This window comes from Rhizobium sp. NXC14 (genome assembly GCF_002117485.1).
Taxonomy (GTDB): domain Bacteria; phylum Pseudomonadota; class Alphaproteobacteria; order Rhizobiales; family Rhizobiaceae; genus Rhizobium.
In genome coordinates this window covers 2,310,682-2,335,933 of the sequence record NZ_CP021030.1, presented here as the reverse complement: position 1 = coordinate 2,335,933, position 25,252 = coordinate 2,310,682, and the positions used below count along the sequence as shown (strand labels likewise).

The following is a 25,252-nucleotide window of genomic DNA, read 5'->3' as shown; positions in this document are numbered from 1 at the left end:
TAGTCGCTCCTAGTTTCTCTCGGGACAACGCCGACAGAGGCGAATGGTTCGGTGTGGCGGGCGTTTTGTCAGCCTTGGGTTTTCTCCCATTTTTTGACGAGGCGTTCGCGTTTCAGCCGCGAAAGCCGCTGCAGCCAGAAGATACCGTCGAGCTGGTCCACCTCGTGCTGGACGCAGATGGCGAGGAAACCTTCGGCGGCCTCCTCATGCACGATGCCGCCGGCATCCTGATAGCGAAAGCGGATCCCCCGTGGGCGTGTGACCTCTTCGATCGCGCCGGGCATGGAGACGCTGCCCTCGGCATGGTTCATCGTCTCCTGCGACCTCCAGGTAATCTGCGGATTGACGTAGAGGCGCACGCCGTCGGCCCGATCGAGCTCTAGCACCGTCACGCGGAGGAAGACGCCGATATGGGCGGCGGTGATGCCGACGCCGGGGGCTGCGCGCATGGTCGCCAGCAGGTCGTCGGCAAGCGCGGGCAGCGACGCATCGAAGGCCGTCACCGGTTTGCAGAGGGTCTTTAGGCCCGGATGCGGATAGCGCAGGATCGGACGGATGGGCATGAAGCGGGCTCCCCTCTCTTTGAGCGGCGGGAAACTATCGCCGGCCGCAGACATTGTCATCACGAAGCACGGTTGGCGCTTTACGACAAGGATGCTTTGAGCTAGCAGGGGCCAAGAATTCCGACCGCGGGAGCCTCGCGCGGGATTCGCTTATCCGCTTGTTGACAATGTGTTTTCGGCCGACATTTGCGAATGCTGTGCGGCAGTCGTTGAAATTCGAACCAGGTGCGAGGGCGGCAGATGACGACGACCGACACGGAAGACCGCATTCGCCGGCGCGATGACGAGGAAGCGGATATCTACGATGAGGACGGCAATGTCCGCGGCGATTTCCTGGCGCTCGTCGGTGCGGCGATCGCTGATCGTGACACGCTGTTCCTGCGCGGGAATGTCGCCCGCCTGCATGAATCCGAGATAGGCGACCTGCTCGAATCGATCCAGCCCGATCAGCGCCTGGCGCTGGTGCGGCTGCTCGGCGAAGATTTCGACATGACGGCGCTGACCGAGGTCGACGAGGCAATTCGCCGCGAAATCGTCGACCAGATGCCGAACGAGCAGATCGCGGCCGCCATCGGCGAGCTCGACTCGGACGATGCTGTTTACATTCTCGAAGACCTCGACAAGGAGGACCGGGAAGAAATCCTCGCCCAGATGCCGTTTACCGAGCGGGTGCGGCTGCGCCGGGCGCTCGACTATCCGGAAAGCTCGGCCGGACGCCGCATGCAGACCGAGTTCGTCGCCGTGCCGCCATTCTGGACGGTGGGCCAGACGATCGACTATATGCGCGACGAGGAGGATCTGCCCTATTCCTTCTCGCAGATCTTCGTCATCGATCCGACCTTCAAGCTGCTCGGCGCCGTCGATCTCGATCAGATCCTGCGCACCAAGCGGCAGACGAAGATCGAGCAGATCATGCGGGAGACCAACCATCCGGTTCCCGCCGAGATGGACCAGGAGGAGGCCGCCCAGCTCTTCGAACAGTACGACCTTCTGTCTGCTGCCGTCGTCGACGAGAACGGCCGACTGGTTGGCGTGCTGACCATCGACGACGTCGTCGACGTCATCCATGAAGAGGCGGACGAGGACATCAAGCGCCTCGGCGGCGTCGGCGACGAAGAACTGTCGGACAACGTGATCTCGACGGCGCGCTCGCGTTTCCTCTGGCTTCTGATCAATCTCGGCACGGCGATGCTGTCGGCGAGCGTTATCGGCCTGTTCGACGCCTCGATCGAGAAAATGATCGCGCTTGCGGTGCTGATGCCGATCGTCGCCTCGATGGGCGGCAATGCCGGCACGCAGACGATGACGGTGACGGTGCGCGCGCTCGCCACTCGCGATCTCGACATTTACAATGCCGGCCGCATCATCCGCAGGGAGGCCGGCGTCGGCCTTCTCAACGGCGCCGTTTTTGCGACGATCATGGGCGCGATCGCCGGCATCTGGTTTCATGACTATCAGCTTGGCGGGGTGATCGCGGCGGCGATGATCATCAATTTGATGGCGGCCGCGCTTGCCGGCATTCTGCTGCCGCTGCTGCTCGACAAGGTGGGTGCCGACCCGGCGATCGCCTCGTCGGTATTCGTCACGACGGTGACCGACTGTACCGGATTCTTCGCCTTTCTCGGCATTGCCACGTGGTGGTTCGGCATCTGACGGTTCTGCGAAATTGACTATTACGTAAAAGTCAATATTATTGCCGGTTCGAGGACGGGGAACACATGCCGGTGAACAAATATTATAGCATAACGGAGCTGACGCGCGAATTTGGAGTATCGACGCGCACGCTCCGCTTCTACGAAGACGAGGGACTGATCCATCCGGAGCGGCGAGGGCGCACGCGTCTTTTCCGGCCGGCGGACCGACGGCTCATTGGAGAAATCCTGCGCGGGCGGCGGATCGGTTTCACCATCGCGGAAATCCGCGAGATCATCCAGGTCTACAAGGAGCCGCCAGGCGAGCTCGGCCAGCTGAAACTTCTGATGAAGCGCGTCGACGAGAAGCGTGAGGACCTGCGCCAGAAGCGCAAGGACATAGACGATACGCTGACGGAACTCGACAATATCGAAGAGGCCTGCCTCGGCCGCCTTGCCGAAATCGGCGTTACCACCTGAGACTTGCCGCAGGGTGGCGCCGAACCTTTATTGCGCCTCGGCGCTGCATTCGCCGGCGATCGTCTGGACTCGCTCATCGCTCTGCAGATCGATCTTGCCCGCCTGCAGCGGTGTCAGCAGCGCCTGAGCCTGCAATCTGTCGAGCGTGCACTGGCAGAAGCTGCGGCAGAGGGCTGCGCCTTGCTGTATGACGCATGCGGAGTTGCATTGCCTAAGGTAAGTTTCGACCGGATCCGGCTGCGGCGGCGGGACGACAAGGGAAAGTCCGTAAGCGATCGCGATCAACACCGGCTGATGAACGAGGTAGAAGGCAAGGCTGTGGCGGCCAAGCTTCGCCGGCCACCAGGAGCCTGTGCCGATGGCCGCGAGCCGATGCGGCAGCCTAGTTCTGATGGCAATCAAGGCGCTGCTCAAGCCCACGAAAAACGGCGTAGCCCAGGGAAACAGCGGCACATAATCGTTAGAGCGTTGCGGCGTTTCGGCAAGCCCGATCCAGGCGAGATATCTCGGATCGAAGAAGGATGAGCGCAGAAGACCCGGTGTGCCGAAATTATCGAGAATCCAGGCGGCAAGGAGCGCGACTGTGACGAGGAGCGTGAAGGCGAGCGGCAATCTGACAAAAACGACGCCGATGAGCGTGAGCACCGCGATACAATGCAGGATGCCGAAATAGATCCACGTGTCCGGCATCGCGATGCGGGTGGCGATCGAAATGACCGCAGCCGCCGCGGCAATCATGCCGAAACGTTTCCAAAAGGTCGGCCAGCGAATTGTCGGCGTGCTGGAGAGCACCAGGCTGATGCCGACGATGAAGAGAAAGGTCGTGGCGATCGCCCGGGCATAGATCTTCAGCCAGCCGGTCTCGGCCGTGCCCGGCGCCAGATAGGCCATGAACTCCATGTCCCAGGTGAAATGGTAGCTCGCCATAGCGATCAATGCGACGCCGCGCGCCGTATCCAATAGGCCGATGCGCGGCGGTCTTGCCACCCCGTCGGCCTGCATTGCCGGCATTGTCATCAAAGTCCCCCGGTCGAATCATTTCCGTCGTTCGATGGCGTAACGCGGCGAATAGCAGAAAGGTGTGGATTTGATGGTGGCCCGGCATCCATGATTGCCAGCCGCGCCTGCGAGAAGAACTGCCGCCGTGTCAGCACGAAGATCACGGTCGCCGTCGTCAGCATGAAGACATAAGGATTAATGAACCAGCCGAGATAGCCGATCGACAGGAAGATCGCCCTGAGGCCCTCGTTGAAATTGCTGCCGGCGATGACATTCATGCGGATGACGCGCTCGGCGGCCCGCTCGGCGGCGATGATGTCGCTCTCGGCTTCGCGCATCATCGGGATGGAGCCGAAGAGGATGGTGCAGTAATTGAACAGCCGATAGGACCAGCCGAACTTGAAGAAGGCATAGCCGAAAAGCGCCGCCAGGCCGCCGACCTTCATCTCGAAGGCGGCTTGGCCGCCATGGAGCACGAAGGGCAGGTCGGCAAAGACGGCGTCGACCTTCTCCGTTGCGCCGAGCAGCGCGAAGCAGCTGCCCATCGCGAAAATCGAGGTCGAGGCGAAAAAGGCCGTGCCGTTCTGCAGTCCGGCCATGATCTGCGTGTCGATCATTTTCAGGTCGCGGCGCAGCGAATTGTAGATCCACTCCCGCCGCCGTTCGGTCATCGCGTGGGTCAGGCTGGTGCGGCCGAAGAAGGTGCGGCCCTTCAACAGCCAGGAATAACCCGCCCAGACACAGGCAAAGAAGGCCAGAGCGATATAATCCGCCGTCGTCATCAACGATTCAGTCTCCGCATGAATGCGGCCACCTTACATATGCGCAGCGATGCTGCAATGACCGGCAGGGCGTGCCCGGAACGATATAGCGCTATGAAAAGCGATTCCGATTTTCATAGCGCTGCGTTAGTGTGAAATGTCGCACCGACTCCATGCGATGTCGGTTCGCCGCTGGGATCCGAGACCGGCGGGGTTTAAATTCGCATTCCAGTGTTCAGAAGGCGCATCCATGTTTCTATCGGTATTCGACGTGTTCAAGATCGGTGTCGGACCGTCGAGCTCGCACACGATGGGGCCGATGTCGGCCGCCAATCGTTTTCTCGACCTGATCCTGTCGAACGAATGGCCGCGTCCGTCATCGGGCGCTCAGGTCGTCGCGATCAAGGTCAGCCTGCATGGCTCGCTCGCCCATACGGGGATCGGCCATGGCACGGGCAGGGCTGTCATTCTCGGACTGATGGGCGAAGCGCCCGACAGTGTCGATCCCGACAGGATGGACGGCATCATCGATACCGTGGAGCGCACCGGCCGCATCACGCCTGCGGGCCATCCGGCCTACCAGTTTCAGCCGAAGACCGATCTGATCTTCGACAAGAAACAGCCGCTGCCAGGCCATGCCAACGGCATGATCTTTTCCGCATTCGACAAGGACGGCCGGCTGCTCCTCAAGCGCATCTATTATTCGGTCGGCGGCGGCTTCGTCGTTACCGACACCGAGCTGGAGCAGATGCGGGCGAAGAAGAATGCGACGGGCGGCGTGCGCGTGCCATATCCCTTCTCGACCGCCAAGCAGATGCTGGAGATGGCGGAGCGCTCGGGGCTTTCGATCGCGCAGATGAAGCGGGCGAACGAGGAGAGTCAGCGCAGCCGTGAAGAGCTCGATCAGGGGCTCGACCGCCTCTGGGAAGCAATGCGCTCCTGCATCGAGCGCGGCCTCAAGGTCGAGGGTGTCATGCCCGGCGGCCTCAATGTCAAGCGCCGTGCCCGCCGCATCCACGACAAGCTGCAGGAGGAGTGGCGCAGCAACCGTGTCAATCCGCTGCTCGCCAATGATTGGCTCAGCGTCTATGCAATGGCCGTCAACGAGGAGAATGCGGCGGGCGGGCGCGTCGTCACCGCGCCGACCAATGGCGCGGCCGGCGTCATTCCGGCAACGATCCGCTACTATGAGCATTTCCACGAGGACTGGGACCAGAACGGCATCCGCGATTACCTGCTGACGGCTGCGGCGATCGGCGGCATCATCAAGCACAATGCCTCGATCTCCGGCGCCGAGGTCGGCTGTCAGGGCGAGGTCGGCTCGGCCGCGGCGATGGCGGCCGCGGGCCTTGCTGCCGTAATGGGCGGTACGCCGGAGCAGATCGAGAACGCCGCCGAGATCGCGCTCGAACATCATCTCGGCATGACCTGCGATCCTGTCGCAGGCCTCGTGCAGGTTCCCTGTATCGAGCGCAACGCGCTTGGCGCCGTCAAGGCCGTCACGGCGGCATCGCTTGCCGTCAAGGGCGACGGCCAGCATTTCGTGCCGCTCGACGCCTGTATAGAGACGATGCGCCAGACCGGCCACGACATGAGCGAGAAATACAAGGAAACTTCGACCGGCGGCCTGGCCGTCAACGTCGTCGAATGCTGAGCGTGCGAACTCCATAGCTTCACACTTGACGCCCGCCGCCAAAAGGATTTCAACGGCGGCATGGCATTGCATCTCATCAAACTCTGTGTCGGCGCCGACTCGATCGAGGATCTGCGCGAATGGGTGGCGGAGCGCTCGCTGCGCGCCATTGCCGCCGGGCTCGAACCGCATTCGGTTCACACGACGCGCATGGTGCCCAAACGCATGGAGGAGCTTCTCGACGGCGGCTCGCTCTATTGGGTGATCAAGGGACAGGTGCAGGCGAGGCAGAGGCTGCTCGACATCGAAACGTTCACCGACGATGAAGGAATTGCACGCTGCCGCCTGATGCTCGGCCCGGAGGTCGTCGAAACCGCGGTGCAGCCGAAGCGGCCGTTCCAGGGTTGGCGCTACTATACGCCGGATGACGTGCCGCCCGATCTGACGAGCTTGGGCGCCGGGATCGCCGAAATGCCCGCGGAGCTGCGCCGCGAGCTGACAGAGCTCGGCCTGCTCTAATTTTATCGCCCTAGAGCACGCTTCGATTTTTCAGAATCGCAGATTCGCAAATCAGCTGAAATATGATTCTCTGTCCTACCGGAAAAGGACGGCCGGCAAGGATGACGCACCCATATTCTGAGGATCTTCGCGAACGGGCGATGGCGCGCCTGAACACCGGAGAAACGATACGATCGATCGCAGCAGCACTTGCGATTGCTCCCTCCTGTGTTTCGAAGTGGAAGAAGCGCCTTGCGGAGACCGGCGCTCTGACGCCCGGCCGCGTCGGCGGTCGCAAGCAGCGGACTTTGTCCGGCGAACGGGCCGACTGGCTGCGCCAGCGCTGTCGATCCGGCCCGTTCACGACGCGAGGCCTTGTGGCGGAACTGGCCGAACGCGGTATCAAGACCGAGCGACGCGCCGTTTGGGTGTTCGTCCGGGCCGAGGGCCTGAGTTTCAAAAAAAACGGTTCTGCCGGCCGAGCAGACGCGGATGGATATCGCCAGGAAACGGTTGCGTTGGAAGACCCATCAACGGCGGATCGAAGCGCAGCGGCTGGTCTTTCTCGATGAGACCTGGATCAAGACCAACATGGCGCCCCTCAGGGGGTGGGCACCGCGTGGTCAACGCCTATGTGCCGCGGTTCCGCATGGGCACTGGAAAACCCTGACATTCATTGCCGCCTTGCGCTGCGACCGCATCGACGCCCCTTGGGTCATCGATGGGCCGATCAACGGCGAACTCTTTACCCTCTATATCCAGAGGATCCTCGTGCCCACGCTCGCCAAGGGCGACATCGTCATCCTCGACAATCTCGGCAGCCATAAGGGCCAAGCTGTCCGTCGTGCCATCCGGGCCGCAGGCGCGCACCTCTTCTTCCTGCCGCCTTACAGCCCGGACCTCAATCCCATCGAGCAAGTCTTTGCCAAGCTCAAGCACCTAATTAGGAGAGAACAGCCTCGCACAGTCGAAGCGACATGGCGCAAGGCTGGTGAAATGCTCGACTGCTTCTCGCCAGCAGAATGCGCAAACTACCTCACAAACTCAGGATATGCTTCCGTATGAAAGCAGCAGGCTCTAAATGCCGGTTTCGGACAACGGCGTGTGGATTTCAGCGCAGGCGCAGTTGCACCGGGGCGCTGCCGTCCGGCGACGTCACATGCAGATGAATGCGGGCTTCCGGCTGCGAATAGCGCCAGGCGCGGGCGCCGTGGCAAAGCAGCAGGTTGATGAGATCCCGGGTCTTGGCGGACTTCGCCCTCGGTCGTTGCAGACCGATCTCGGCAAGTCGCAGAGCCGCTTCGTGCAGCGGATGCAGGGGTGAACGCCCTTTGGCCCCGCGGCGGCGGTCGCCTGGCATTCCCGGAACATTCTCATTGATCGCCATTGTTTTCCCCGTACGCACTACTGATCGAGTTCAAAACCGGTGGCCGGAAACGCAAACACCGATTCCGGCCGTTAGGGGTGCCGCCGGCCTTGTCGCGGACGGCACCGAATAGCTCATTGTGCGGCTGCCCAGCACTTGATGCCGGCCTTCTTCAAGGCCTTGCAGGCGTTGACCGCATCGCGCTGATCGTCAAAGCCGCCGAAACGGGCGCGGTAGACCTGGTCATTGCCAGCGCCGTAGGCGACGGCGAAGGGCTTTGCCGAGGCCAGCGCCTTGCCGCCCTTGCTCTTGGCGCTCTCCAGGAGGTCCATGGCCATCTGGCGGCTCGGCGAGACGCCGACCTGCACGACCCAGCCCGCAGGCGCGGCGCTTGCCGGGGTGCTGCTGGTCGAAGCGGTCGTGACGTGGTCGACGGCGGCGTCGTCCTGGGCAGCCGGTGCGGCCACCGGAGCCTGCTGCTTGAAGCTTGTGGTCTTGACCCTGGTCGGCGCCGGCATCGTCTGGGCGACCAGCGGGTTGTCGGACTTCGGCGCCGATGTTTCGGTATAGGCAACCTCGGTCTCGGCCACCTCGCGCGCATCCGGCAGCGGGCCCTTATGCGGCAGGCTGAGATCGGCTGCAGCGGCAGAAACCGGCGGCTGCGCCGCGGTGATCGTCTTTGCGACCTGCTGGGGAGCAACCTGCTGTGAAGCGACCTGCTGCCGGGCCTTCTGCGGCTGAACAGGAGCGGGGGTTTCGATCATTTCAGGGGCGGGGGCTGTCTGGGCTACCAGCGCCGAATTTCCGCCACGGCTCGACGCCTTCGGCAGGTAGGTGGCGATCAGGTTGCGCATCTGGGCGTCGCGAGCCGACCCGGAAGTGCCGCCGAGCACGACGCTGACGATCGACTTGCCGTCGACCTGCACCGAACTCACCAGATTAAAGCCGGCGGCGCGCGTATAACCGGTCTTGATGCCGTCGACGCCGCGCACGGAGCCGACCAGCCGATTGTGGCTACGGATCGTGCGGGTGCCGAACTTGAAGGCGCGGGTGGAAAAATAGCCGTAATATTGCGGGAAGTGCTGGCGAAGGGCGATGCCGAGGCGGGCCTGGTCGCGGGCCGTCGTCATCTGCGCCGTATTCGGCAGGCCGTTGGCGTTGCGATAGGTGGTGCGCGTCATTCCGAGCGCATGCGCCTTGGCGGTCATCATCTGGGCAAAGCGCTCTTCACTGCCGCCGAGCATCTCGCCAAGCGCGGTTGCCGCATCATTGGCCGACAGAGTGACGAGACCGAGGATGCCTTGTTCGACGGTGATTGTGCCGCCGGCACGCACGCCAAGCTTGGTCGGCGCCTGGGCGGCCGCGTGAGCGGAGAAGGGAACCGGCGTATCGAGGCGAATGCGACCCTGCTCCAGGGCCTCGAAGGTCATATAAAGGGTCATCATCTTGGTCAGCGAGGCAGGATACTGCAACCGATCGGCATTCTCGCTGTAGAGAACGTTGCCGGTCTTGGCGTCGACGACGATGCCCGCATATTTCGGATTGGCCGCCTCCGCGTCGGCATTGACCGAATCAACCAGGACGACCGTGAGAGCCATCGAAAGGATCGCCAGGAGCTTCGCGAAGAAGCTGCCGGACCGGGACGATGATACGGAGGAGACTGACCTTGACACTATTCCACTCTTCGCTTTGCATTTCAGATATTGGGCAGGAACCGCACACCCCCCGCCGCACAGCTCGTCTTTTGAAATTACCGATTCAGCGTTACCAATCCGTTTATGATGAATCGTTTCATGCCTTCTCCGCCGGCATTTTAGGGACCTGTCGCAGATCGGTTCACAAGACGCGGCTCCACAAAGAGGCGGATCGCGGCATCAATATGTTCCCAGTCGGCGAGATGGCTGCTGGAGAATCGGTAGAGGACGCTGAGATCCTTGCCGACCTTGATGTCGCGCTGACAATCTCCGCTTGCGGCCTTGTCCGGAGTTGAAGGCAATATGCAGCGCACGACGTAGTCCGGCCCGCCTTTGACCGGGGCCGTGAGCAGCACTTCTCCGCCATAACCGGCGTCGGCGCGAAGTCGATGGAGTGTCAATCCGTCCGGGAAAGGCTCGGCTGCTCCTTCGATAAGATGCGAATAGATCGGCTCCAGCCGGCCGGACATGTCGCGCGACATGGTGCTTTGGGCGATCTGCAGGAAGATGAGGCCGGAGGATTGGGCGACATCGTCGAATCGCAGATGGTTGTCCTTGCCGTAACCCCGCATGGAGGGCCAGGCAAGGTAGAGATCGACGCGCTCGGCGACGCCGTCATGCCGCTGGCTCGGGAAGCGGATGGTATTTTCGGGGAATTTCACTGTGTCGCGGCCGATGGTCAGCGTGATTTCAGCCGTGCTGTCGGTGTTGCCGGCAAGGGAGATGTGCCGGCCGAACCAACGGCCGGCGATGCTGATGGCGACGGTCAGGACCGCTAGGACCGATATCACCGCCATCGTGCGCAGAAGAAACCTCCTCGAAAGAAGCGGCTGCTCGTCGGGTGCGCTTTGGGCGGCTTGGCTCATGGCGGTTCTTCGCGTTTCGGTCCGCCGCAGGAAGAACATGAGCCGCCGGTGCCGATGATGAATCTCATCGCCATGATCGAGCCGGCAGGGTTAATACTTCGCTAAGATTTTGGATCGCCGTTGTGCCGGGATGGACCCCTTGTCCCAAAAAGGAGCGAGCCGTTCCCGGGACAGCGGGAACGGCTCTTGGGCACCGGTCGGGGACGGGATGCGGGGACTGACCGGGCCGAAACCTGTGTTGGCTTTGCCGGCTGGCTGGTTTACCTGACGCTGCCGACGGCGACAGCGCGGCCGTCCTGAAGCTTCGACCAGCGGGCCGGATCGCTGGCGGACTGGCGCTTCAGATAGGTGTATTCGGTGTCCGACCACAGCAGCACCTTGTTGCGCATGTTGTCGAGAATGAAGTCGCCGTGATCGGTGCGGACGGTCAGCACAGCGTGGCCTTCGCCGTTCGGCTGCAGCACGACGGTGATCAGCGTGTCGGATGGCGAGAAGCCGTCCTCGATCAGCATCTTGCGCTTCAGCAGGGCATAGTCCTCGCAATCGCCGACGGTTGTGGGATAGGCCCAGCGTTCCTCGACACCGTAGATCTGTTCGTCCGTCTCCGGCTGAATCGACGAATTGACGGTGTAGTTGACCTTGAGAATTTCCTTCCAGCGGTCCTCCGTGAGGATGGCCGGCCCGGCATCGCCGCCGGCATAGGCGCATTCCGTCGGATTGGCCTTGCAGAATTCGTAGTGTCCGATCGGCGGGCTGGCATTGCCTGCCAGTGCCATGCTGGCGGGCGTTGCCTGTCCTGAGCCCGCCATTGCCATCATGATCGCACTAGCCAGAAGGCCGCCTTTCAGGATGTTCGCAGTCGTCATTGCCGTCTCCCCTAAGTTGAGACGACAATGACACGGACGTTTTTATCTCACGCAAAATTACGCAATAGAATTAAAGTCTTAGTTGATTCAAATGCCGATAAAACTTGGCTCGAATGCGAATAAACTTCAGTGCGTATTTGTGGCAAAATCGATTAAAATTGTAATGGACGCGACAAGGACTTCGTCCACGGAAAGCCTGCGCCGCCGTCGCGGCGTTAAGAGTTTTCGCTGGGCCGGATAAGTGCCGGCGGCGCTGCGACGGGATGTTTGCGGCGGCGATACCGGTGGAATCGGTCGGTTGGAATGGGCCGAAAGCAGAATATCGCTCGGATTCCGGCGTCCAGCATTAAAATTATTTTTGAGAAAGATCGCGAAATCGATCGGTGGCGGCGACGATTGCTGCGCTCATATCGGGGCCTGCGGTGGAATGGGAAGCGTGCGGAAGGATTACGAGTTCGCTTTGTGGCCAGGCGCGGGCCAGTTCCCAGGCGGTGACGAGCGGCGCCTCGATGTCGAACCGCCCCTGCAGCAGGATGCCGGGAATGTCGGCAAGCCGCGCGGCGTTCTTCAGGAGCATACCATCCTCCAGCCAGGCGCCGTTGACGAAGTAGTGGGTGATGATGCGGGCGCGCGTCAGCACATAAGCCGGATCGGCCCAGCGGCGCGGCAGTCCTTCCCCGGCGAGCAGGATCGAGGCTGCTTCCCAATCATGCCAGTCTCGCGCCGCCTTGAGACGCGTCTCAGCTTCCGGATCGTTGAGGAGGTGGTGATAGGCGCTGGCCATGTCGTCGTCCACCCCTGGCGTGCCGGACGGGATTCCCTGACGGAAGCGGTGCCATTCTTCCGGAAAAAGCGGCGCCATGCCGCGGCAAAGCCAGTCGATTTCCGATCGCCGCGTGGTGGTCACGCCCGATATGACAATCGCCCTGACGCACTGTGGATGCGATTCGGCATAGGCGAGCGCCAGCGTCGAGCCCCAGGAGTTACCGAACAGCAGCCAGCTGTCGATGCCTAGGAAGAGCCGCAGCCTTTCGATATCGGCCACGAGATGCCAGGTCGTATTGAGGGAGAGATCGGTTTCGGGATCTGCGGCACTCGGCAGGCTTCGGCCGCAATTGCGCTGGTCGAAGAGGATGATCCGATAGGCGTCCGGATCGAACTGGCGGCGCGCCGCGGTCGAACAGCCCGAACCCGGCCCGCCGTGCAGGACGAGCGCCGGCCGCCCCATCGGGTTGCCGCAGGATTCCCAATAGATCAGGTTGCCATCGCCCGTATCGAGTAGGCCGTGATCGTATGGTTCGATTTCCGGATAGAGGGCTGGCATCGGTGCACCTGCGGTCGAGATAGGCTTATTCATCATATCCATGACGAAGGGAGGACGGATGACAGGACGGGAATTGCCGGCCAAAACAATCCTGCCCGATTTCACGCGACCTGCTCCGGGCGAACGATGTCGCAGGTTGTTCCACTCATAACTTTATGTGCTTACTGGTTGGAAGGACTTGCGACAGGACTCGCGCCAATCTTCCAAAGCCGGATTTTCTGCCCGCTTGCAGATCGCTTGCGGGGAGGCTTGTGCGTTTCAACACGACCTGACCCGGTGCACGACAGACCCGGTGCGGCTCCGATTTGACAAACGCTTTCGGAGCGGTCCGTCACCAATGGACCCGCCACAAAGGCTCGCGGCAGGGCATGGGTTTTTTCAGGCTGTCAGAGGAATTCGCGCAGCGTCTCGCGGGACTGGATCGACAGAAATTCGATCGCCACGCCTTCGACGAAGTGACGCACGACGCGGCCGCGCATGTTGCCGAGGCGCACCGCCGTTCCGATCGAGGGACGCATTTCGACGTCGATGGCGGCGCCCGACAGCGACAGGTCCATGATGCGGCAGGTATAGCGCGTGCCATCCTCGAGCGTGAGTTCCGTCTTCGTATCACGCGGCGTCAGACGGTCATGGCGACGATCTTCCGGCAGGCCGAGCTCGTGCTTGTTGGCAAGCCAGGTGAGTTGGGCGGCGAGCTTCTCGCGCTTGCGCTCGGTGGCGTTGATCGACATGGTGAATCCGCGGCCGTCGAGTGTCTGGACGTAACCTTCGACGCGCCCGAGATGGTCGATATAGGCGACAACGCGTTCGTTGGCGCGCGGCCGGCCGGAGCAGGTGACGTACATGTCGCCGGGCGACATGTCGATCACCATGCATTCGAATTCCTCGTAATTCGCAAGCATGAGCCGGCCCTGCATATTGATCGGCACACGCTGGAAAACGCCTTGTTCAGGGCGCGGCGCAGGTCGTTGCGTCTGAGCTGGCTGGAACGAGTGCATCAAAGGGCTTCTTCATGAAAACTGGAGAGATTAATCCTTACCTCCAATCCATTAACAGAAGGTTGTTTCGCCCCATTGTGACATAGCCGAAAACGAGTGCGCGCCGTGTCCCGAAACGAGACGCTTTAACGCGCCTCGGCGCTCAGCAGCTGTGACACCATGCGGCGCATGGCCTGGCCGAATCCGATGCCTTTTGCCGCGACGACCTCGTTGATCGAGCGCAGTTCGGCCGGCGTGGCCTTGCTGAATTTTTCGGGCAGCAGACGGCTGCGGTCGAGCGCCAGGAATTCCAGCGGCACGATCTCCAGCCAGCTCGCAGCCGCCGTCGGAGCGATCGCGCCGAGCAGCCGGTCGCAGGCACCGTTAGACGAGCGCAGCGGCATCATGATGATCTCGAAGGAGGCCTGATGACCGACGGTGCTGTAGCCAGTGGTGTTGAACAGGGCCGGCATGGCATGGTCCATGACGCCCATCGCCGTGCGTTTGATGTCCGCATGCTGGCCATGCGCCCAGAGGGATGAAAAATGTTCACCGCGCAGGTCGCGCCCGAAGAAATCGCAGATGCGGGTGCCGGCGAGCCGGAAAACGATGTCTCCGTCGTCGCGCGCCTCAAGGATAAAGAGACTTTGCAGAAGATGGGGAACGGCAGAGGGTTCAACCTGTGATTTCAGCGGCGCATCGGCAGCGCCACGGATATGGTTCCAGTAGTCAAAAATTTCGATGGTCGTTTGCACACGCATTTCACACCAGCCTGTCCCATTCCGGAGCGTTTTCGGGCAGTCATTGCCCGTACAGCTTCTACCTTGCGGATTTCATGCCAGATCCGGGCCGTTAAGGTTAAGAAAGGGTTTCGGTTGAGGCGCGGCGTCCATCGTGACAATGTCCAGCCATCGCTCCGACTTTCGGAGTTCAGCACAATCTGCCGATCCGGGGTCTTTCCAGGAATTCGGGTTACGCCGCCCGGCACTACGGGCGGCTTTTTTTTTGGTCATGCCTCCTGTATGGCTGAGGCCTCAACGAGGCGATAAAGATGAACGAGCAGACGGGCGCGCCAGACAAGGCGCCCGAACCTTCCGAGGCCGAGCCGCCGGCGCGGCCCCCGCGCGTACCGGTCTTCAACCTTCCGCCGGCGCTGCTCTTCAGCCTATGCCTGCTTATCCTCATCTATGCAGTGCAGGCGCTCGTTCTATCGGACGATGCGGTGGGCTGGCTGCTGTTTACCTTCGGTTTCGTCCCCGCTCGCTACGTGATTCCGCTATCGCAGCAGGGGCTGGAGCTGTTCTGGACGCCCGTTACCTATTCGCTGCTGCACGGCAGCACCCAGCATATCCTCTTCAACGCCTTCTGGCTGATGGCCTTCGGCGCACCGGTCGTGCGCCGCATCGGGACGTTACGCTTCCTGTTCTTCTGGATCTTGTCCGCCGCCGCTTCCGCCGCCCTGCACGCGATCCTGAATTGGGGAGACGTATCGCTGCTGATCGGCGCGTCGGGCGTCATTTCCGGGCTGATGGGGGCGGCCTGCCGATTCGCCTTTCCGGCCGATCGGCGACCGATGCCGGTTGCGCATCTCAACGCCCGGCTTTCTGTCGTCGACGCCCTGAAGAGCCGGACCGTCGTCATTTTCATTCTTCTCTGGCTGGTCGGTAACGCCCTGATCGCCGTCGGCATTCCGCTCGTAGGCGACAGCGACCAAGAGATCGCCTGGGATGCGCATATTGGCGGCTTCGTCTTCGGATTCCTTTTGTTTTCGTTGTTCGACCGGGCGCCACGGCCGCCTGCAGAACCGAAGGGAGCGGAGAAGGATATGTTGCAATCCTGAGCCGGGCGGTGCACCATCGAACGATCCGCGATTGGGGGGAGAAGCCGTCGTGGATGCCTGTGACACATGTCACAGGCTCGACAAAGGAGGTTCGAATGACCAGTTCAGTCAAAGCAATCCTCGACCTGAAGGGCAGGGACGTCGTCACCGCCGGGCCGAACACCACCGTCGCCGAGGCAGCCGCGATTCTGAGCAAGAAGAAGATCGGCGCCATCGTTGTGGTCGGCATGGAGAACCGGATTTCCGGCATGTTCACCGAACGCGATCTCGTGCATGCCATCGCCAAACACGGCAAGGGGAGTCTCGATCAGCCGCTCTCGCAGGTGATGACTTCAAAAGTCTACCGTTGCCACGAGGAGACGACCGTCAACGAGCTGATGGAACTGATGACCAGCCGCCGCTTCCGCCACGTACCGGTGGAAAGCAACGGCAAGCTTGCCGGCATCATCTCGATCGGCGACGTGGTAAAATCGCGGATCGCCGAAGTCGAGCGCGAAGCCGAGGACATCAAGGCCTATATTGCCGGCTGAGGGTCCGGCTATTCAAACGTGCTGTCGCTCCTGTCGGGGCGACGCGTCACGGAGCGCTGGCGTAGACTTCCTGCATGCGCTTGATCTCGGGAAGCCTGGCTCTGGCTTCCTCGTAGCCCCGCTCGATGGCCTCACCGGCGCGATGGAATTCCGAGAGGCCGATATAGCTCAGGCGCGGCTGCAGCGAAATGTCGGGCGGATCGCCGGCAAGGCGAGCGCGGGCAATTCTGTCCTGGATAATGTTGAAGGCCTGCACCATGACTCCGGTCATGCCGAGGCGGGCATAGGGCGCTTCTTCCTGTTTCTGCACTTCCTGCTGCGAGAGGCTGGCATTGTGGCGGACGACGGCCGAGCGGCCGTAGAGATCGTAATTGAGATTGACGGCGACGACCAGCGGCTGCTCATAGGCGCGGCAGACGGAGACGGGAACCGGGTTCACCAGCGCGCCGTCGACCAGCGTGCGGTGATTGCTGCGGACCGGCTCGAAGATGCCGGGTAGCGCATAGGAGGCGCGCAGCGCCGTGATCAGCGAACCATTGGCGATCCAGACCTCGTGGCCGGTATTGACCTCGGCCGCGACTGCGACGAACGGCCGGTCCAGATCCTCGACGTTCAGGCCCTCGAGATGTTCCTGCATGCGTTTGGTCAGCCGCATGCCCCCGAACAACCCGCTGCCGCCGATCGTCAGATCGAGCAGACTGGCGATGCGGCGCATGGTCAGCGAGCGCGCGAAGCTTTCGAGTTCATCGAGTTTGCCGGCGAGATAGCAGCCGCCGACCAGCGCGCCGATCGATGTGCCGGCGATCATGCCGATCTCGATCTTTGCTTCGTCCAAAGCACGCAAGACGCCGATATGGGCCCAGCCGCGGGCCGCGCCGCCGCCAAGAGCGAGCGCGATCTTGATTCTGGTGACAGGCGCGGGCGCAGGGATTGTCTCGAGTATCGTCGCCATGCCAGAACCGGAACCTTCGCCTTCAGCGCTTTGACGGTGCAGACTCCAGTTCAGCATTGCGCTCTCCCCTCCAGTAGAACACGTAAGTCTTGATAGTGTGCCCGATCGGTTGCCAAATGGTATATAGAACTGGTTTCTGGCACAATAAGGGGCAAATGCCAGTATAGTTCAGTCTATTTTCCGTAGACGTCCTGCGGATCGAAATGACGCTCGTCATCGACGATGTCGAGCATCGGCTTTCCGTCGCGCAGCGTCACCGTCCGATAGAAGCAGGAACGGCGGCCGGTGTGACAGGTCGCGTCATGGCCGGCGACCTCGACCTTCAGCCATATGGCATCCTGATCGCAATCGGTGCGAATTTCCTTCACCGTCTGAAGATTGCCCGAGGTCTCGCCCTTTTTCCAGATCTTGCCGCGCGACCGGCTGAAATAATGGGCCGTGCCCGTCTGGATGGTCAACGCCAAGGCCTGGGCATTCATATGCGCGACCATCAGCAGTTCGCCATCGCCGGCGTCGGTGACGATCGCAGTGATCAGGCCACGGTCATCGAAACGCGGCGTGAAATCGCCGGCGTCTTCCAACGCCGACTTGTCCTCGGATGGTTGATTGAAGATCAGTTGACTCATTGCGGCCCTCCCGAGGGAGTCGGTATCAGCGGCTCCGCACCATGCTCATGAAACGGGCCTGATCGGCCGGCTCGGTCTTGAACGTTCCGGTAAACGTCGTGGTCAAGGTGGTCGAACCCTGCTTCTGAACGCCACGCATCGCCATGCACATATGTTCGGCCTCGATGAGTACGGCAACACCGCGCGGGTTAAGCGTATCGTCAATGGCCCGGGCGATCTGCGCGGTCATCGTTTCCTGGGTCTGCAGGCGCCGCCCATAGATCTCGACGACACGGGCAATCTTCGACAGGCCGAGCACGCGGCCATCAGGCATGTAGGCGACATGCGCCCTGCCGATGATCGGAACCATATGGTGTTCGCAATGCGAGTAGAACGGAATGTCCTTGACGAGGACCATGTCGTCGTAACCGGCGACCTCCTCGAAGGTTCGGCCGAGCACGTCTTCCGGCGCCATGTCGTAACCGGCGAAAAGCTCGCGGTATGCTTTGGCGACACGAGCCGGCGTCTCGATGAGGCCTTCGCGCGTCGGATCGTCACCGGCCCAGCGCAACAGAACGCGAACCGCTTCTTCTGCTTCCTGCTGGGAGGGGCGGTCCGATTCACGGTTCGGTTGCGGAAAGTTCTTTACGATGGCGTCCATGATCAATGGTCTCCTGGCCCGCATCGCGGACCCATCTGTCGGAATCGCCACTGGTCAGTCCCATGCGGGAATTCATGCACCTTTGGCAGGCTCCGGGGCTTTCAGGGCTGATTTCAAGCGCCCATCCGGCACGGTTTCCCAATCAAACTTACACAAGGCCATTGCATTTTCATGGCCTTGGAACGACATACATATAGGAAGACGGCCATTATATGTAAGTATCCTGGGATGACACGGTGTGTTTTTTGTTTCAACGACAATGACAGCCCTATTTAGGCCGATCCGCAGCGATTTTGGAGCGGAAATCCAGCATGGACGACATCTACAACAGCAAAATCCTCGAATTCGCCGGCAATATACCGTTGACCGGGACGCTTGATAATGCCGATGCGACCGCCCAGGCGCACTCCAGGCTTTGCGGCTCCAAGGTGCGTATCTGGCTGAAGATGGACGGCGATGTCGTAACCGGCTTTTCCCATGACGTAAAAGCCTGCGCCCTCGGCCAGGCCTCGTCCTCGATCATGGCCCGCCATGTCGTCGGCGCGACATCGGGCGAATTGCGGCAGGCGCGACTGGACATGCTCGCTATGCTGAAGGCGGACGGGGCGGGGCCTGGCGGACGGTTCGAAGACATGCGCTATCTCCTGCCCGTGCGGGACTACAAGGCTCGTCACGCTTCCACGATGCTGACCTTCGACGCCGTCGTCGATGCGATCGGGCAGATCGAGGCGAAACGGGCGGAAGTTGTCGAGGCGTAACCGAAATGTGCGAGTCTTGCGTCCGGCATGCTGACGATGAGGACGATGGCGGCGCGGCCGCATCGAGACGCGCGCACGCGAGAACTGCGCACTACTCCCGCAATTATAGCGGACCGTTTCGCAAGACCCCGGACCGCCTGCTCGGCATGGGGTTTATCCGCCTCTATCAGCTGACTCTTTCCGGCTTTGTCGGCAATTCCTGCCGCCATGTCCCGACCTGCTCGGAATATGGTTACGAGTCGATCGCCCGCCACGGATTATGGGCCGGCGGCTGGATGACGCTGTTTCGAGTGGGCCGTTGCGGCCCGGGCGGCACCAGCGGCCTCGATCCGGTTCCGGAAGTGCTCGGAGACGGCTTCCGCTGGTGGACACCGTGGCGGTATCTCTCGCTCGGACGCAAAAGAGGGTGAGGATGATGACGATGCCCGGCGAGTACAGGCGTGCATCCTCAGATTTCGACGCCTACCTTGACGACGTCCGCACCGATACGCTGATCGACAGCCGAAATGCGATCTATACGATGACCCAGGGTGTCTTCCAGACGTTTCGCCGACGGCTTGATATCGAGGAGGCGATCCGCTTTGCCAATCTGCTGCCGCCGGTGCTGCGGGCGATTTTCGTCGCCGACTGGGATCCCGATGAGGTCAAACGTCCCTTCGAGGATCGCAGGACGATGACTCGCGAAGTTCAGTCACTGCGGAGTGACCACAATTTCTCGCCCGACACCGCCATTCGCGAGGTGGCGGCGGCCGTGCGAAAACGAGTCGACGAAACGGCATTCGACAGGGTGCTACAGACCTTGCCAGAAGGAGCAGCGGAGTTCTGGCGGCCATGAGCACGTTCATCGCCCTGCTGCACAGCATCGTCCTGGCGCCAGGTCGCCGGGTGATCATGGAAGACTTGCGCGCGCTTGCCAGAGAGCTCGGCTATCGCGAGCCGCGCACTCTGGTTTCAACAGGCAATCTCGTTTTCGAGGCCGACGACATGCGTCCGCATGAAATCGAGGTTGCGCTGGAAGAGGCCTTTGAAGAAAAGTTCGGCAAACATGTCGATATCATCGTGCGCAGCGACTGCACCTGGATGGCGCTCTGCGGCACCAACCCCTTCAGGGACGGCAGCGGCGACCAGGTGATCGTCCGGGTGATGCGCCTGCCGATCGATCCTGAGAAGGTGGAGGCGCTGAAGCCGCTGATGGCGGAAGGACAACGCATCGCCGTCGTCGGCGGCGACCTCTGGATCGATTTCGCCGGCAAACCGAGCCAGTCAAAACTGCTTTCGGCGCTGACGACCAAGCGGCTTGGCGTCGGAACGATGCGCAACTGGAACACCGTTTGCGGTCTTGCGCAAATGATCATGTGAGCCGGCTGCTTTACTCCCGAGCGAAACCTGAGTATCAGGCGGCAGCGCCTCCCGCTTGGGTGTCGCGTCATTTCAACCACCCGCATTCGTTGGCGGGACTGGACAAGGAGAATTTCGATGTCCCAATCCGTTTCCCTGACATTTCCCGATGGTTCCGTGCGCAGTTTCCCTGCTGGCGCGACCGGCAGGGATGTCGCCGAATCCATTTCCAAGTCGCTTGCGAAGAGCGCCGTCGCCATCGCGATCGACGGCGCCGTGCGCGATCTTTCCGATACCGTGAGCGACGGCAAGATCGAGATCATTACCCGCAAGGATCCTCGTGCGCTGGAGCTCATCCGCCATGACGCCGCGCATGTGATGGCCGAAGCGGTGCAGGAGCTTTGGCCCGGCACTCAGGTGACGATCGGCCCGGTCATCGAGAACGGCTTCTATTACGACTTTGCCAAGAACGAGCCCTTCACACCCGACGATCTGCCGAAGATCGAAAAGAAGATGAAGGAGATCATCGCCCGCAACGCGCCGTTCACCAAGCAGATCTGGTCGCGCGAAAAGGCCAAGGAAGTCTTTGCCGCCAAGGGCGAACAGTACAAGGTCGAGCTCGTCGATGCGATCCCGGAAGGGCAGGATCTGAAGATCTATCATCAGGGCGACTGGTTCGACCTATGCCGCGGCCCGCATATGGCCTCCACCGGCCAGGTCGGCACGGCCTTCAAGCTGATGAAGGTTGCCGGCGCCTATTGGCGCGGCGACAGCAACAACGCCATGCTATCGCGCATCTACGGCACGGCATGGGCCGATCAGGCCGACCTGGACAATTACCTGCATATGCTGGCGGAAGCCGAAAAGCGCGACCACCGCAAGCTTGGCCGCGAAATGGACCTGTTCCATTTCCAGGAAGAGGGCCCGGGTGTCGTCTTCTGGCACGGTAAGGGCTGGCGCATTTTTCAGACGCTCGTCGCCTATATGCGCCGTCGGCTTGCCGTCGATTATGAAGAAGTCAACGCGCCACAGGTGCTCGATACGTCGCTCTGGGAAACCTCCGGTCACTGGGGCTGGTATCAGGAAAACATGTTCGGCGTAAAGTCGGCGCATGCGATGACGCATCCCGACGACAAGGAAGCGGATAATCGCGTGTTCGCGCTGAAGCCGATGAACTGCCCCGGCCACGTGCAGATCTTCAAGCATGGCCTGAAGTCCTATCGCGAACTGCCGATCCGCCTTGCCGAATTCGGGCTGGTGCACCGCTACGAGCCGTCGGGCGCGCTGCATGGTTTGATGCGCGTGCGTGGCTTCACGCAGGACGACGCGCATATCTTCTGCACCGACGAGCAGATGGCAGCCGAATGCCTGAAGATCAACGATCTGATCCTCTCGGTTTATGAAGACTTCGGCTTCAAGGAAATCGTCGTCAAGCTTTCCACCCGGCCGGAAAAACGCGTCGGCTCCGACGCCCTCTGGGATCGCGCCGAAGCCGTCATGACAGATGTGCTGAAGACGATCGAGGCTCAATCCGAAGGTCGCATCAAGACCGGCATCCTGCCGGGCGAGGGCGCCTTCTACGGTCCGAAGTTCGAATATACGTTGAAGGATGCGATCGGCCGCGAATGGCAATGCGGCACGACGCAGGTCGACTTCAACCTGCCGGAACGCTTCGGCGCCTTCTACATCGACAGCAACTCCGAAAAGACGCAGCCTGTGATGATCCATCGCGCCATCTGCGGCTCGATGGAACGCTTCCTCGGCATCCTGATCGAGAACTTCGCCGGCCATATGCCGCTCTGGGTATCGCCGCTGCAGGTGGTGGTCGCAACGATCACATCGGAGGCTGATGCCTACGGACTTGAAGTGGCCGAGGCGCTGCGCGATGCCGGTCTCAACGTCGAGACCGACTTCCGCAACGAGAAGATCAACTACAAGATCCGCGAGCATTCCGTCACCAAGGTTCCTGTCATCATCGTCTGCGGCAGGAAGGAGGCCGAGGAGCGCACGGTCAATATCCGCCGCCTCGGCAGCCAGGACCAGGTTTCGATGGAGCTTGACGCCGCCGTCGAGAGCCTCACCCTCGAGGCCACGCCGCCCGACATCCGGCGCAAGGCCGACGCAAAGAAAGCCAAGGCGGCCTGAAAATCGGGGGAATACGACAGCGCCGACTTCGGCGCTGTCGGAAATATCTTTCGCGAAGGGCAGCCGCCCATGCGCCTCTCGTCTGCACTTCCAAATCTTCCTGTCAATGAATGAAATCCGCGCCTGGCGCATCGGCCGATGCGTAGACCAAAATGATAGCGTCCTTTGCGCGTCTGATCAGACGCGCGGCGCTGCAGAGCGCCGACCGATCGGCTTGATGTAAGCCCACGGTGAAGGCCGTCTTGCGATAGAGGGCTTCTGACTGCCAGTCCTAGTGGTAACACTAGGAGTAGTCATATGACGAAGCATCCAATTGAGGTGATCACGTCTGTAGAGCGCCGTCGGCGCTGGTCACGCGAAGATAAAGAGCGCCTTGTCGCTGCGTGCTTTGAGCCAGACGCGGTCATCTCCGAGATTGCCCGCGCGGCCGGCATCCATGTCAGCCAGTTGTTCCGTTGGCGCAAAGAGCTTTGCCGGATCGAGGAGCCAAGGTCTGATACGGCGACTTTGGTGCCGGTGATCGTATCCGAGGCCGCTTCGACAGTCTCTCCCGTTCAACCGGAATCGCCCACCACATCCCACCCTCGTCGGAAGCGTAGCGATGTGACAATCGAGCTTGGACGGGGTCGGCGCGTGCGCGTGGATAGCGACATCGATACGGATGCCCTTGGCCGGATTCTCGATTGCGTGCTGGGGCTGCGATGATTCCGGTTCCGAGTGGCGTGAAGGTCTGGCTGGCGACAGGCCACACCGATATGCGAAAGGGCTTCCCCGGTTTGTCGTTGATGGTGCAGGAGGCGCTGAAGCGCGACCCGATGTGTGGACACCTGTTCGTATTCCGCGGCCGCGGTGGCGGTCTGATCAAGGTGATCTGGCATGACGGCCAGGGCGCTTGCCTGTTCACGAAGAAGCTGGAGCGCGGCCGCTTCATCTGGCCATCAGCGGCCGATGGCACGGTGGTGATCACGCCTGCGCAGCTCGGTTATCTGCTGGAAGGTATCGACTGGCGGATGCCGCAAAAGACCTGGCGGCCGACGTCGGCCGGATAAGCAAAAACACTGGAATGACAGGGTCGAATATGATTCCATCCTGTCATGAGCAATGCGACCGAAGAGCTTCCGGACGACCTTGCCAGTGCGCTTGCACTGCTGGCCCAGGAACGCGCTCGACGTGTCGCAGCCGAAGCAGAAGCAGCGACCTCCAAGGCAGAAGCCGCCAGCGCAAAGGCACTCGTATCGCATTCCGAGGCGCTGATCGCGCGGCTGAAGCTGGAGATCGACAAGGTTCGCCGTGCACTCTACGGCAGCCGGTCCGAGCGCAAGGCGCGGCTCCTGGAGCAGATGGAACTGCAGCTCGAGGAGTTGGAAGCGGACGCCGGTGAAGATGAACTGGCGGCGGAGATCGCAGCCAAAGCTTCAGCCGTCAAAGCCTTCGAGCGCAAGCGTCCGTCACGCAAGCCCTTTCCCGAACACCTGCCGCGTGAGCGCGTCGTAATCGCCGCTCCCACGAATTGCGCCTGTTGTGGATCGGTTAAACTGTCGAAGCTTGGCGAAGACATTACCGAGACCTTGGAAGTCATCCCGCGTCAGTGGAAGGTCATCCAGACGGTGCGGGAGAAGTTCACCTGCCGCGAGTGTGAGAAGATCACGCAGTCACCCGCACCCTTCCATGTGACACCCCGCGGTTTTGCCGGGCCGAACCTGCTGGCGATGATCCTGTTTGAGAAGTTCGCCCAGCACCAGCCGCTCAATCGCCAGAGCGAGCGCTACGCCCGCGAGGGCGTCGACCTCAGCTTGTCGACGCTGGCCGATCAGGTTGGAGCATGTGCCGCGGCGTTGAAGCCCATTCACTCCCTGATCGAGGCGCATGTCCTTGCTGCCGAACGTCTGCACGGCGACGACACGACCGTGCCGATCCTGGCCAAGGGAAAGACCGATACGGGCCGCATCTGGACCTATGTCCGGGACGATCGGCCGTTCGGAGGGCTCTCTCCGCCGGCGGCCCTTTACTATGCCTCGCGGGACCGACGGCAGGAGCATCCGGAGCGCCACCTGAAGACCTTCAACGGCATTCTGCAGGCGGACGCCTATGGCGGCTACAATCCGCTGTTCAAGGTTGATCGCGATCCAAATCCTCTAAGGCAGGCGTTTTGTTGGGCACACTCGCGGCGTAAGTTCTTCGTGCTCGCCGACATCGCCGCAAATGCCAAGCGTGGAAAGAATGCCGCGCCGATCTCGCCTATGGCGCTCGAAGCCGTCAAACGGATCGACGGCCTGTTCGATATTGAGCGCGAGATCAACGGGCTTACGGCCGATCAACGCCTGGAGCGTCGCCGGAGAGACTGTCTGCCACTCGTCGATGATCTGCAGGTCTGGCTTCAAACCGAGCGGGCAAAGCTCTCACGCAGTTCTCCGGTGGCGGAGGCGATCGACTACATGCTCAAGCGCTGGGATGGCTTCACATCATTTCTGCAGGACGGCCGGATTTGCCTGACGAATAATGCGGCAGAGCGAGCGCTCAGAGGCTTTGCGCTCGGCAGAAAATCCTGGCTCTTGCCGGATCAGACCGCGGTGCAGATCGTGCGGCCTTCATGGCCACATTGATTATGACGGCAAAACTCAACGACATCGATCCGCAGGTGTGGCTGGCCGACGTTCTTGCCCGCATCGCTGATACGTCGATTACCAGGCTGGAGCAGTTGCTTCCGTGGAATTGGACGCCGCCGACCGTCAACGCTCAAGCGGCCTGACCTGCGGCCTTCACCG

At 61.5% G+C, this 25,252-nt stretch carries 28 protein-coding genes; 15 read left to right on the top strand and 13 right to left on the bottom strand.

Going from position 1 to position 25,252, the window contains the following annotated elements:
- Window positions 1-68: 68 nt before the first annotated feature.
- Window positions 69-563, bottom strand: a complete 495-nt coding sequence (locus NXC14_RS11525) for a peptide deformylase (protein ID WP_085780076.1) — start codon at window positions 561-563, stop codon at window positions 69-71.
- A 240-nt stretch (window positions 564-803) separates the two neighbouring features.
- On the opposite strand from NXC14_RS11525, the gene mgtE reads away from it, so the two are divergent.
- On the top strand, window positions 804-2,216 hold the full coding sequence (gene mgtE, locus NXC14_RS11520) for a magnesium transporter (protein WP_085778252.1): 1,413 nt from the start codon (window positions 804-806) through the stop codon (window positions 2,214-2,216).
- 65 nt (window positions 2,217-2,281) lie between these two features.
- Window positions 2,282-2,674 carry a MerR family DNA-binding transcriptional regulator gene (locus NXC14_RS11515; protein WP_011425479.1) on the top strand — a complete coding sequence of 131 codons (393 nt, stop codon included), beginning with the start codon at window positions 2,282-2,284 and terminating at the stop codon, window positions 2,672-2,674.
- Between the two features lie 27 nt (window positions 2,675-2,701).
- Here the strand turns inward: NXC14_RS11515 and NXC14_RS11510 are convergent, their stop codons facing one another.
- Window positions 2,702-3,691, bottom strand: a complete 990-nt coding sequence (locus tag NXC14_RS11510; protein WP_085778251.1) for a heparan-alpha-glucosaminide N-acetyltransferase — start codon at window positions 3,689-3,691, stop codon at window positions 2,702-2,704.
- Window positions 3,691-4,455, bottom strand: coding sequence for a DUF599 domain-containing protein (locus NXC14_RS11505; RefSeq protein WP_085778250.1), 765 nt, complete (start codon window positions 4,453-4,455; stop codon window positions 3,691-3,693). The genes NXC14_RS11510 and NXC14_RS11505 overlap by 1 nt, the downstream gene beginning before the upstream one ends.
- Before the next feature lie 229 nt (window positions 4,456-4,684).
- Here NXC14_RS11505 and NXC14_RS11500 point away from each other — a divergent pair, with 229 nt between their 5' ends.
- The 3 genes from NXC14_RS11500 to NXC14_RS32970 all read left to right on the top strand — a co-directional run bounded on the left by NXC14_RS11500 (window position 4,685) and on the right by NXC14_RS32970 (window position 7,630).
- A complete protein-coding gene (locus NXC14_RS11500) occupies window positions 4,685-6,088 on the top strand; it encodes an L-serine ammonia-lyase (protein WP_085778249.1) in 1,404 nt (467 codons plus the stop codon).
- Window positions 6,089-6,148: 60 nt separating this feature from the next.
- Complete coding sequence (locus NXC14_RS11495; RefSeq protein WP_085778248.1) at window positions 6,149-6,586, top strand: DUF1489 family protein; 438 nt, start codon at window positions 6,149-6,151, stop codon at window positions 6,584-6,586.
- 101 nt (window positions 6,587-6,687) lie between these two features.
- Window positions 6,688-7,630 (top strand): IS630 family transposase gene (locus tag NXC14_RS32970; protein ID WP_176536422.1). Its coding sequence is split into 2 segments (ribosomal slippage): window positions 6,688-7,023 and window positions 7,025-7,630, totalling 942 coding nucleotides; the frame shifts between segments, so codons are not numbered across the junction.
- Between the two features lie 46 nt (window positions 7,631-7,676).
- Here the strand turns inward: NXC14_RS32970 and NXC14_RS11485 are convergent.
- The 7 genes from NXC14_RS11485 to NXC14_RS11455 form a co-directional block, all read right to left on the bottom strand.
- Entirely contained in the window at window positions 7,677-7,952 is a 276-nt protein-coding gene (locus NXC14_RS11485) for a hypothetical protein (protein WP_085778247.1), read from the bottom strand.
- Window positions 7,953-8,065: 113 nt separating this feature from the next.
- A complete protein-coding gene (locus NXC14_RS11480; RefSeq protein ID WP_085778246.1) occupies window positions 8,066-9,604 on the bottom strand; it encodes a D-alanyl-D-alanine carboxypeptidase in 1,539 nt (512 codons plus the stop codon).
- Window positions 9,605-9,744: 140 nt separating this feature from the next.
- Complete coding sequence (locus tag NXC14_RS11475) at window positions 9,745-10,530, bottom strand: hypothetical protein (protein ID WP_085778245.1); 786 nt, start codon at window positions 10,528-10,530, stop codon at window positions 9,745-9,747.
- 221 nt (window positions 10,531-10,751) lie between these two features.
- Complete coding sequence (locus NXC14_RS11470) at window positions 10,752-11,357, bottom strand: transglutaminase-like cysteine peptidase (protein WP_085778244.1); 606 nt, start codon at window positions 11,355-11,357, stop codon at window positions 10,752-10,754.
- Window positions 11,358-11,709: 352 nt separating this feature from the next.
- On the bottom strand, window positions 11,710-12,681 hold the full coding sequence (pip, locus tag NXC14_RS11465; RefSeq protein WP_085780075.1) for a prolyl aminopeptidase: 972 nt from the start codon (window positions 12,679-12,681) through the stop codon (window positions 11,710-11,712).
- Window positions 12,682-13,067: 386 nt separating this feature from the next.
- The gene (locus NXC14_RS11460; protein ID WP_085778243.1) at window positions 13,068-13,679 is read right to left on the bottom strand and encodes a PilZ domain-containing protein; all 612 of its coding nucleotides are present in this window, start codon (window positions 13,677-13,679) and stop codon (window positions 13,068-13,070) included.
- 125 nt (window positions 13,680-13,804) lie between these two features.
- Window positions 13,805-14,419 (bottom strand): PAS domain-containing protein, encoded by a 615-nt coding sequence (locus tag NXC14_RS11455; protein ID WP_085778242.1) that lies wholly within the window; start codon window positions 14,417-14,419, stop codon window positions 13,805-13,807.
- Window positions 14,420-14,709: 290 nt separating this feature from the next.
- Between NXC14_RS11455 and NXC14_RS11450 the strand changes: the two genes are divergently transcribed.
- Both NXC14_RS11450 and NXC14_RS11445 read left to right on the top strand, forming a co-directional pair.
- Window positions 14,710-15,498, top strand: coding sequence for a rhomboid family intramembrane serine protease (locus NXC14_RS11450; RefSeq protein ID WP_085778241.1), 789 nt, complete (start codon window positions 14,710-14,712; stop codon window positions 15,496-15,498).
- A gap of 95 nt (window positions 15,499-15,593) precedes the next feature.
- Entirely contained in the window at window positions 15,594-16,028 is a 435-nt protein-coding gene (locus tag NXC14_RS11445) for a CBS domain-containing protein (RefSeq protein ID WP_085778240.1), read from the top strand.
- 46 nt (window positions 16,029-16,074) lie between these two features.
- On the opposite strand, the gene NXC14_RS11440 is transcribed toward NXC14_RS11445, so the two are convergent.
- From NXC14_RS11440 to folE, 3 genes are all read right to left on the bottom strand, one after another.
- Window positions 16,075-17,037 (bottom strand): patatin-like phospholipase family protein, encoded by a 963-nt coding sequence (locus NXC14_RS11440; protein WP_085778239.1) that lies wholly within the window; start codon window positions 17,035-17,037, stop codon window positions 16,075-16,077.
- 116 nt (window positions 17,038-17,153) lie between these two features.
- Complete coding sequence (gene hisI, locus NXC14_RS11435) at window positions 17,154-17,606, bottom strand: phosphoribosyl-AMP cyclohydrolase (RefSeq protein WP_085778238.1); 453 nt, start codon at window positions 17,604-17,606, stop codon at window positions 17,154-17,156.
- A 25-nt stretch (window positions 17,607-17,631) separates the two neighbouring features.
- Window positions 17,632-18,246 (bottom strand): GTP cyclohydrolase I FolE, encoded by a 615-nt coding sequence (folE, locus tag NXC14_RS11430; protein WP_085778237.1) that lies wholly within the window; start codon window positions 18,244-18,246, stop codon window positions 17,632-17,634.
- A gap of 311 nt (window positions 18,247-18,557) precedes the next feature.
- Here folE and NXC14_RS11425 point away from each other — a divergent pair, with 311 nt between their 5' ends.
- From NXC14_RS11425 to NXC14_RS11390, 8 genes are all read left to right on the top strand, one after another.
- Window positions 18,558-19,004, top strand: coding sequence for an iron-sulfur cluster assembly scaffold protein (locus NXC14_RS11425; protein WP_085778236.1), 447 nt, complete (start codon window positions 18,558-18,560; stop codon window positions 19,002-19,004).
- 5 nt (window positions 19,005-19,009) lie between these two features.
- Complete coding sequence (yidD, locus tag NXC14_RS11420) at window positions 19,010-19,414, top strand: membrane protein insertion efficiency factor YidD (protein ID WP_085778235.1); 405 nt, start codon at window positions 19,010-19,012, stop codon at window positions 19,412-19,414.
- On the top strand, window positions 19,411-19,839 hold the full coding sequence (locus NXC14_RS11415) for a DUF2267 domain-containing protein (protein WP_198175443.1): 429 nt from the start codon (window positions 19,411-19,413) through the stop codon (window positions 19,837-19,839). Before yidD ends, NXC14_RS11415 begins: the two co-directional genes overlap by 4 nt.
- The gene (locus tag NXC14_RS11410; RefSeq protein ID WP_085778234.1) at window positions 19,836-20,363 is read left to right on the top strand and encodes a DUF1697 domain-containing protein; all 528 of its coding nucleotides are present in this window, start codon (window positions 19,836-19,838) and stop codon (window positions 20,361-20,363) included. The genes NXC14_RS11415 and NXC14_RS11410 overlap by 4 nt, the downstream gene beginning before the upstream one ends.
- A 117-nt stretch (window positions 20,364-20,480) precedes the next feature.
- Window positions 20,481-22,487, top strand: a complete 2,007-nt coding sequence (gene thrS / locus NXC14_RS11405; protein ID WP_085778233.1) for a threonine--tRNA ligase — start codon at window positions 20,481-20,483, stop codon at window positions 22,485-22,487.
- Window positions 22,488-22,784: 297 nt separating this feature from the next.
- Window positions 22,785-23,192 (top strand): transposase, encoded by a 408-nt coding sequence (locus NXC14_RS11400; protein ID WP_004675073.1) that lies wholly within the window; start codon window positions 22,785-22,787, stop codon window positions 23,190-23,192.
- Window positions 23,189-23,536: an IS66 family insertion sequence element accessory protein TnpB gene (tnpB, locus tag NXC14_RS11395; protein WP_008536653.1), complete on the top strand. Its 348-nt coding sequence runs from the start codon at window positions 23,189-23,191 to the stop codon at window positions 23,534-23,536. The genes NXC14_RS11400 and tnpB overlap by 4 nt, the downstream gene beginning before the upstream one ends.
- 45 nt (window positions 23,537-23,581) lie before the next feature.
- A protein-coding gene (locus NXC14_RS11390) for an IS66 family transposase (RefSeq protein WP_085779012.1) occupies window positions 23,582-25,236 on the top strand; the annotation gives its coding sequence in 2 pieces (ribosomal slippage) (window positions 23,582-25,040 and window positions 25,040-25,236; 1,656 coding nt in all).
- Window positions 25,237-25,252: the final 16 nt, after the last annotated feature.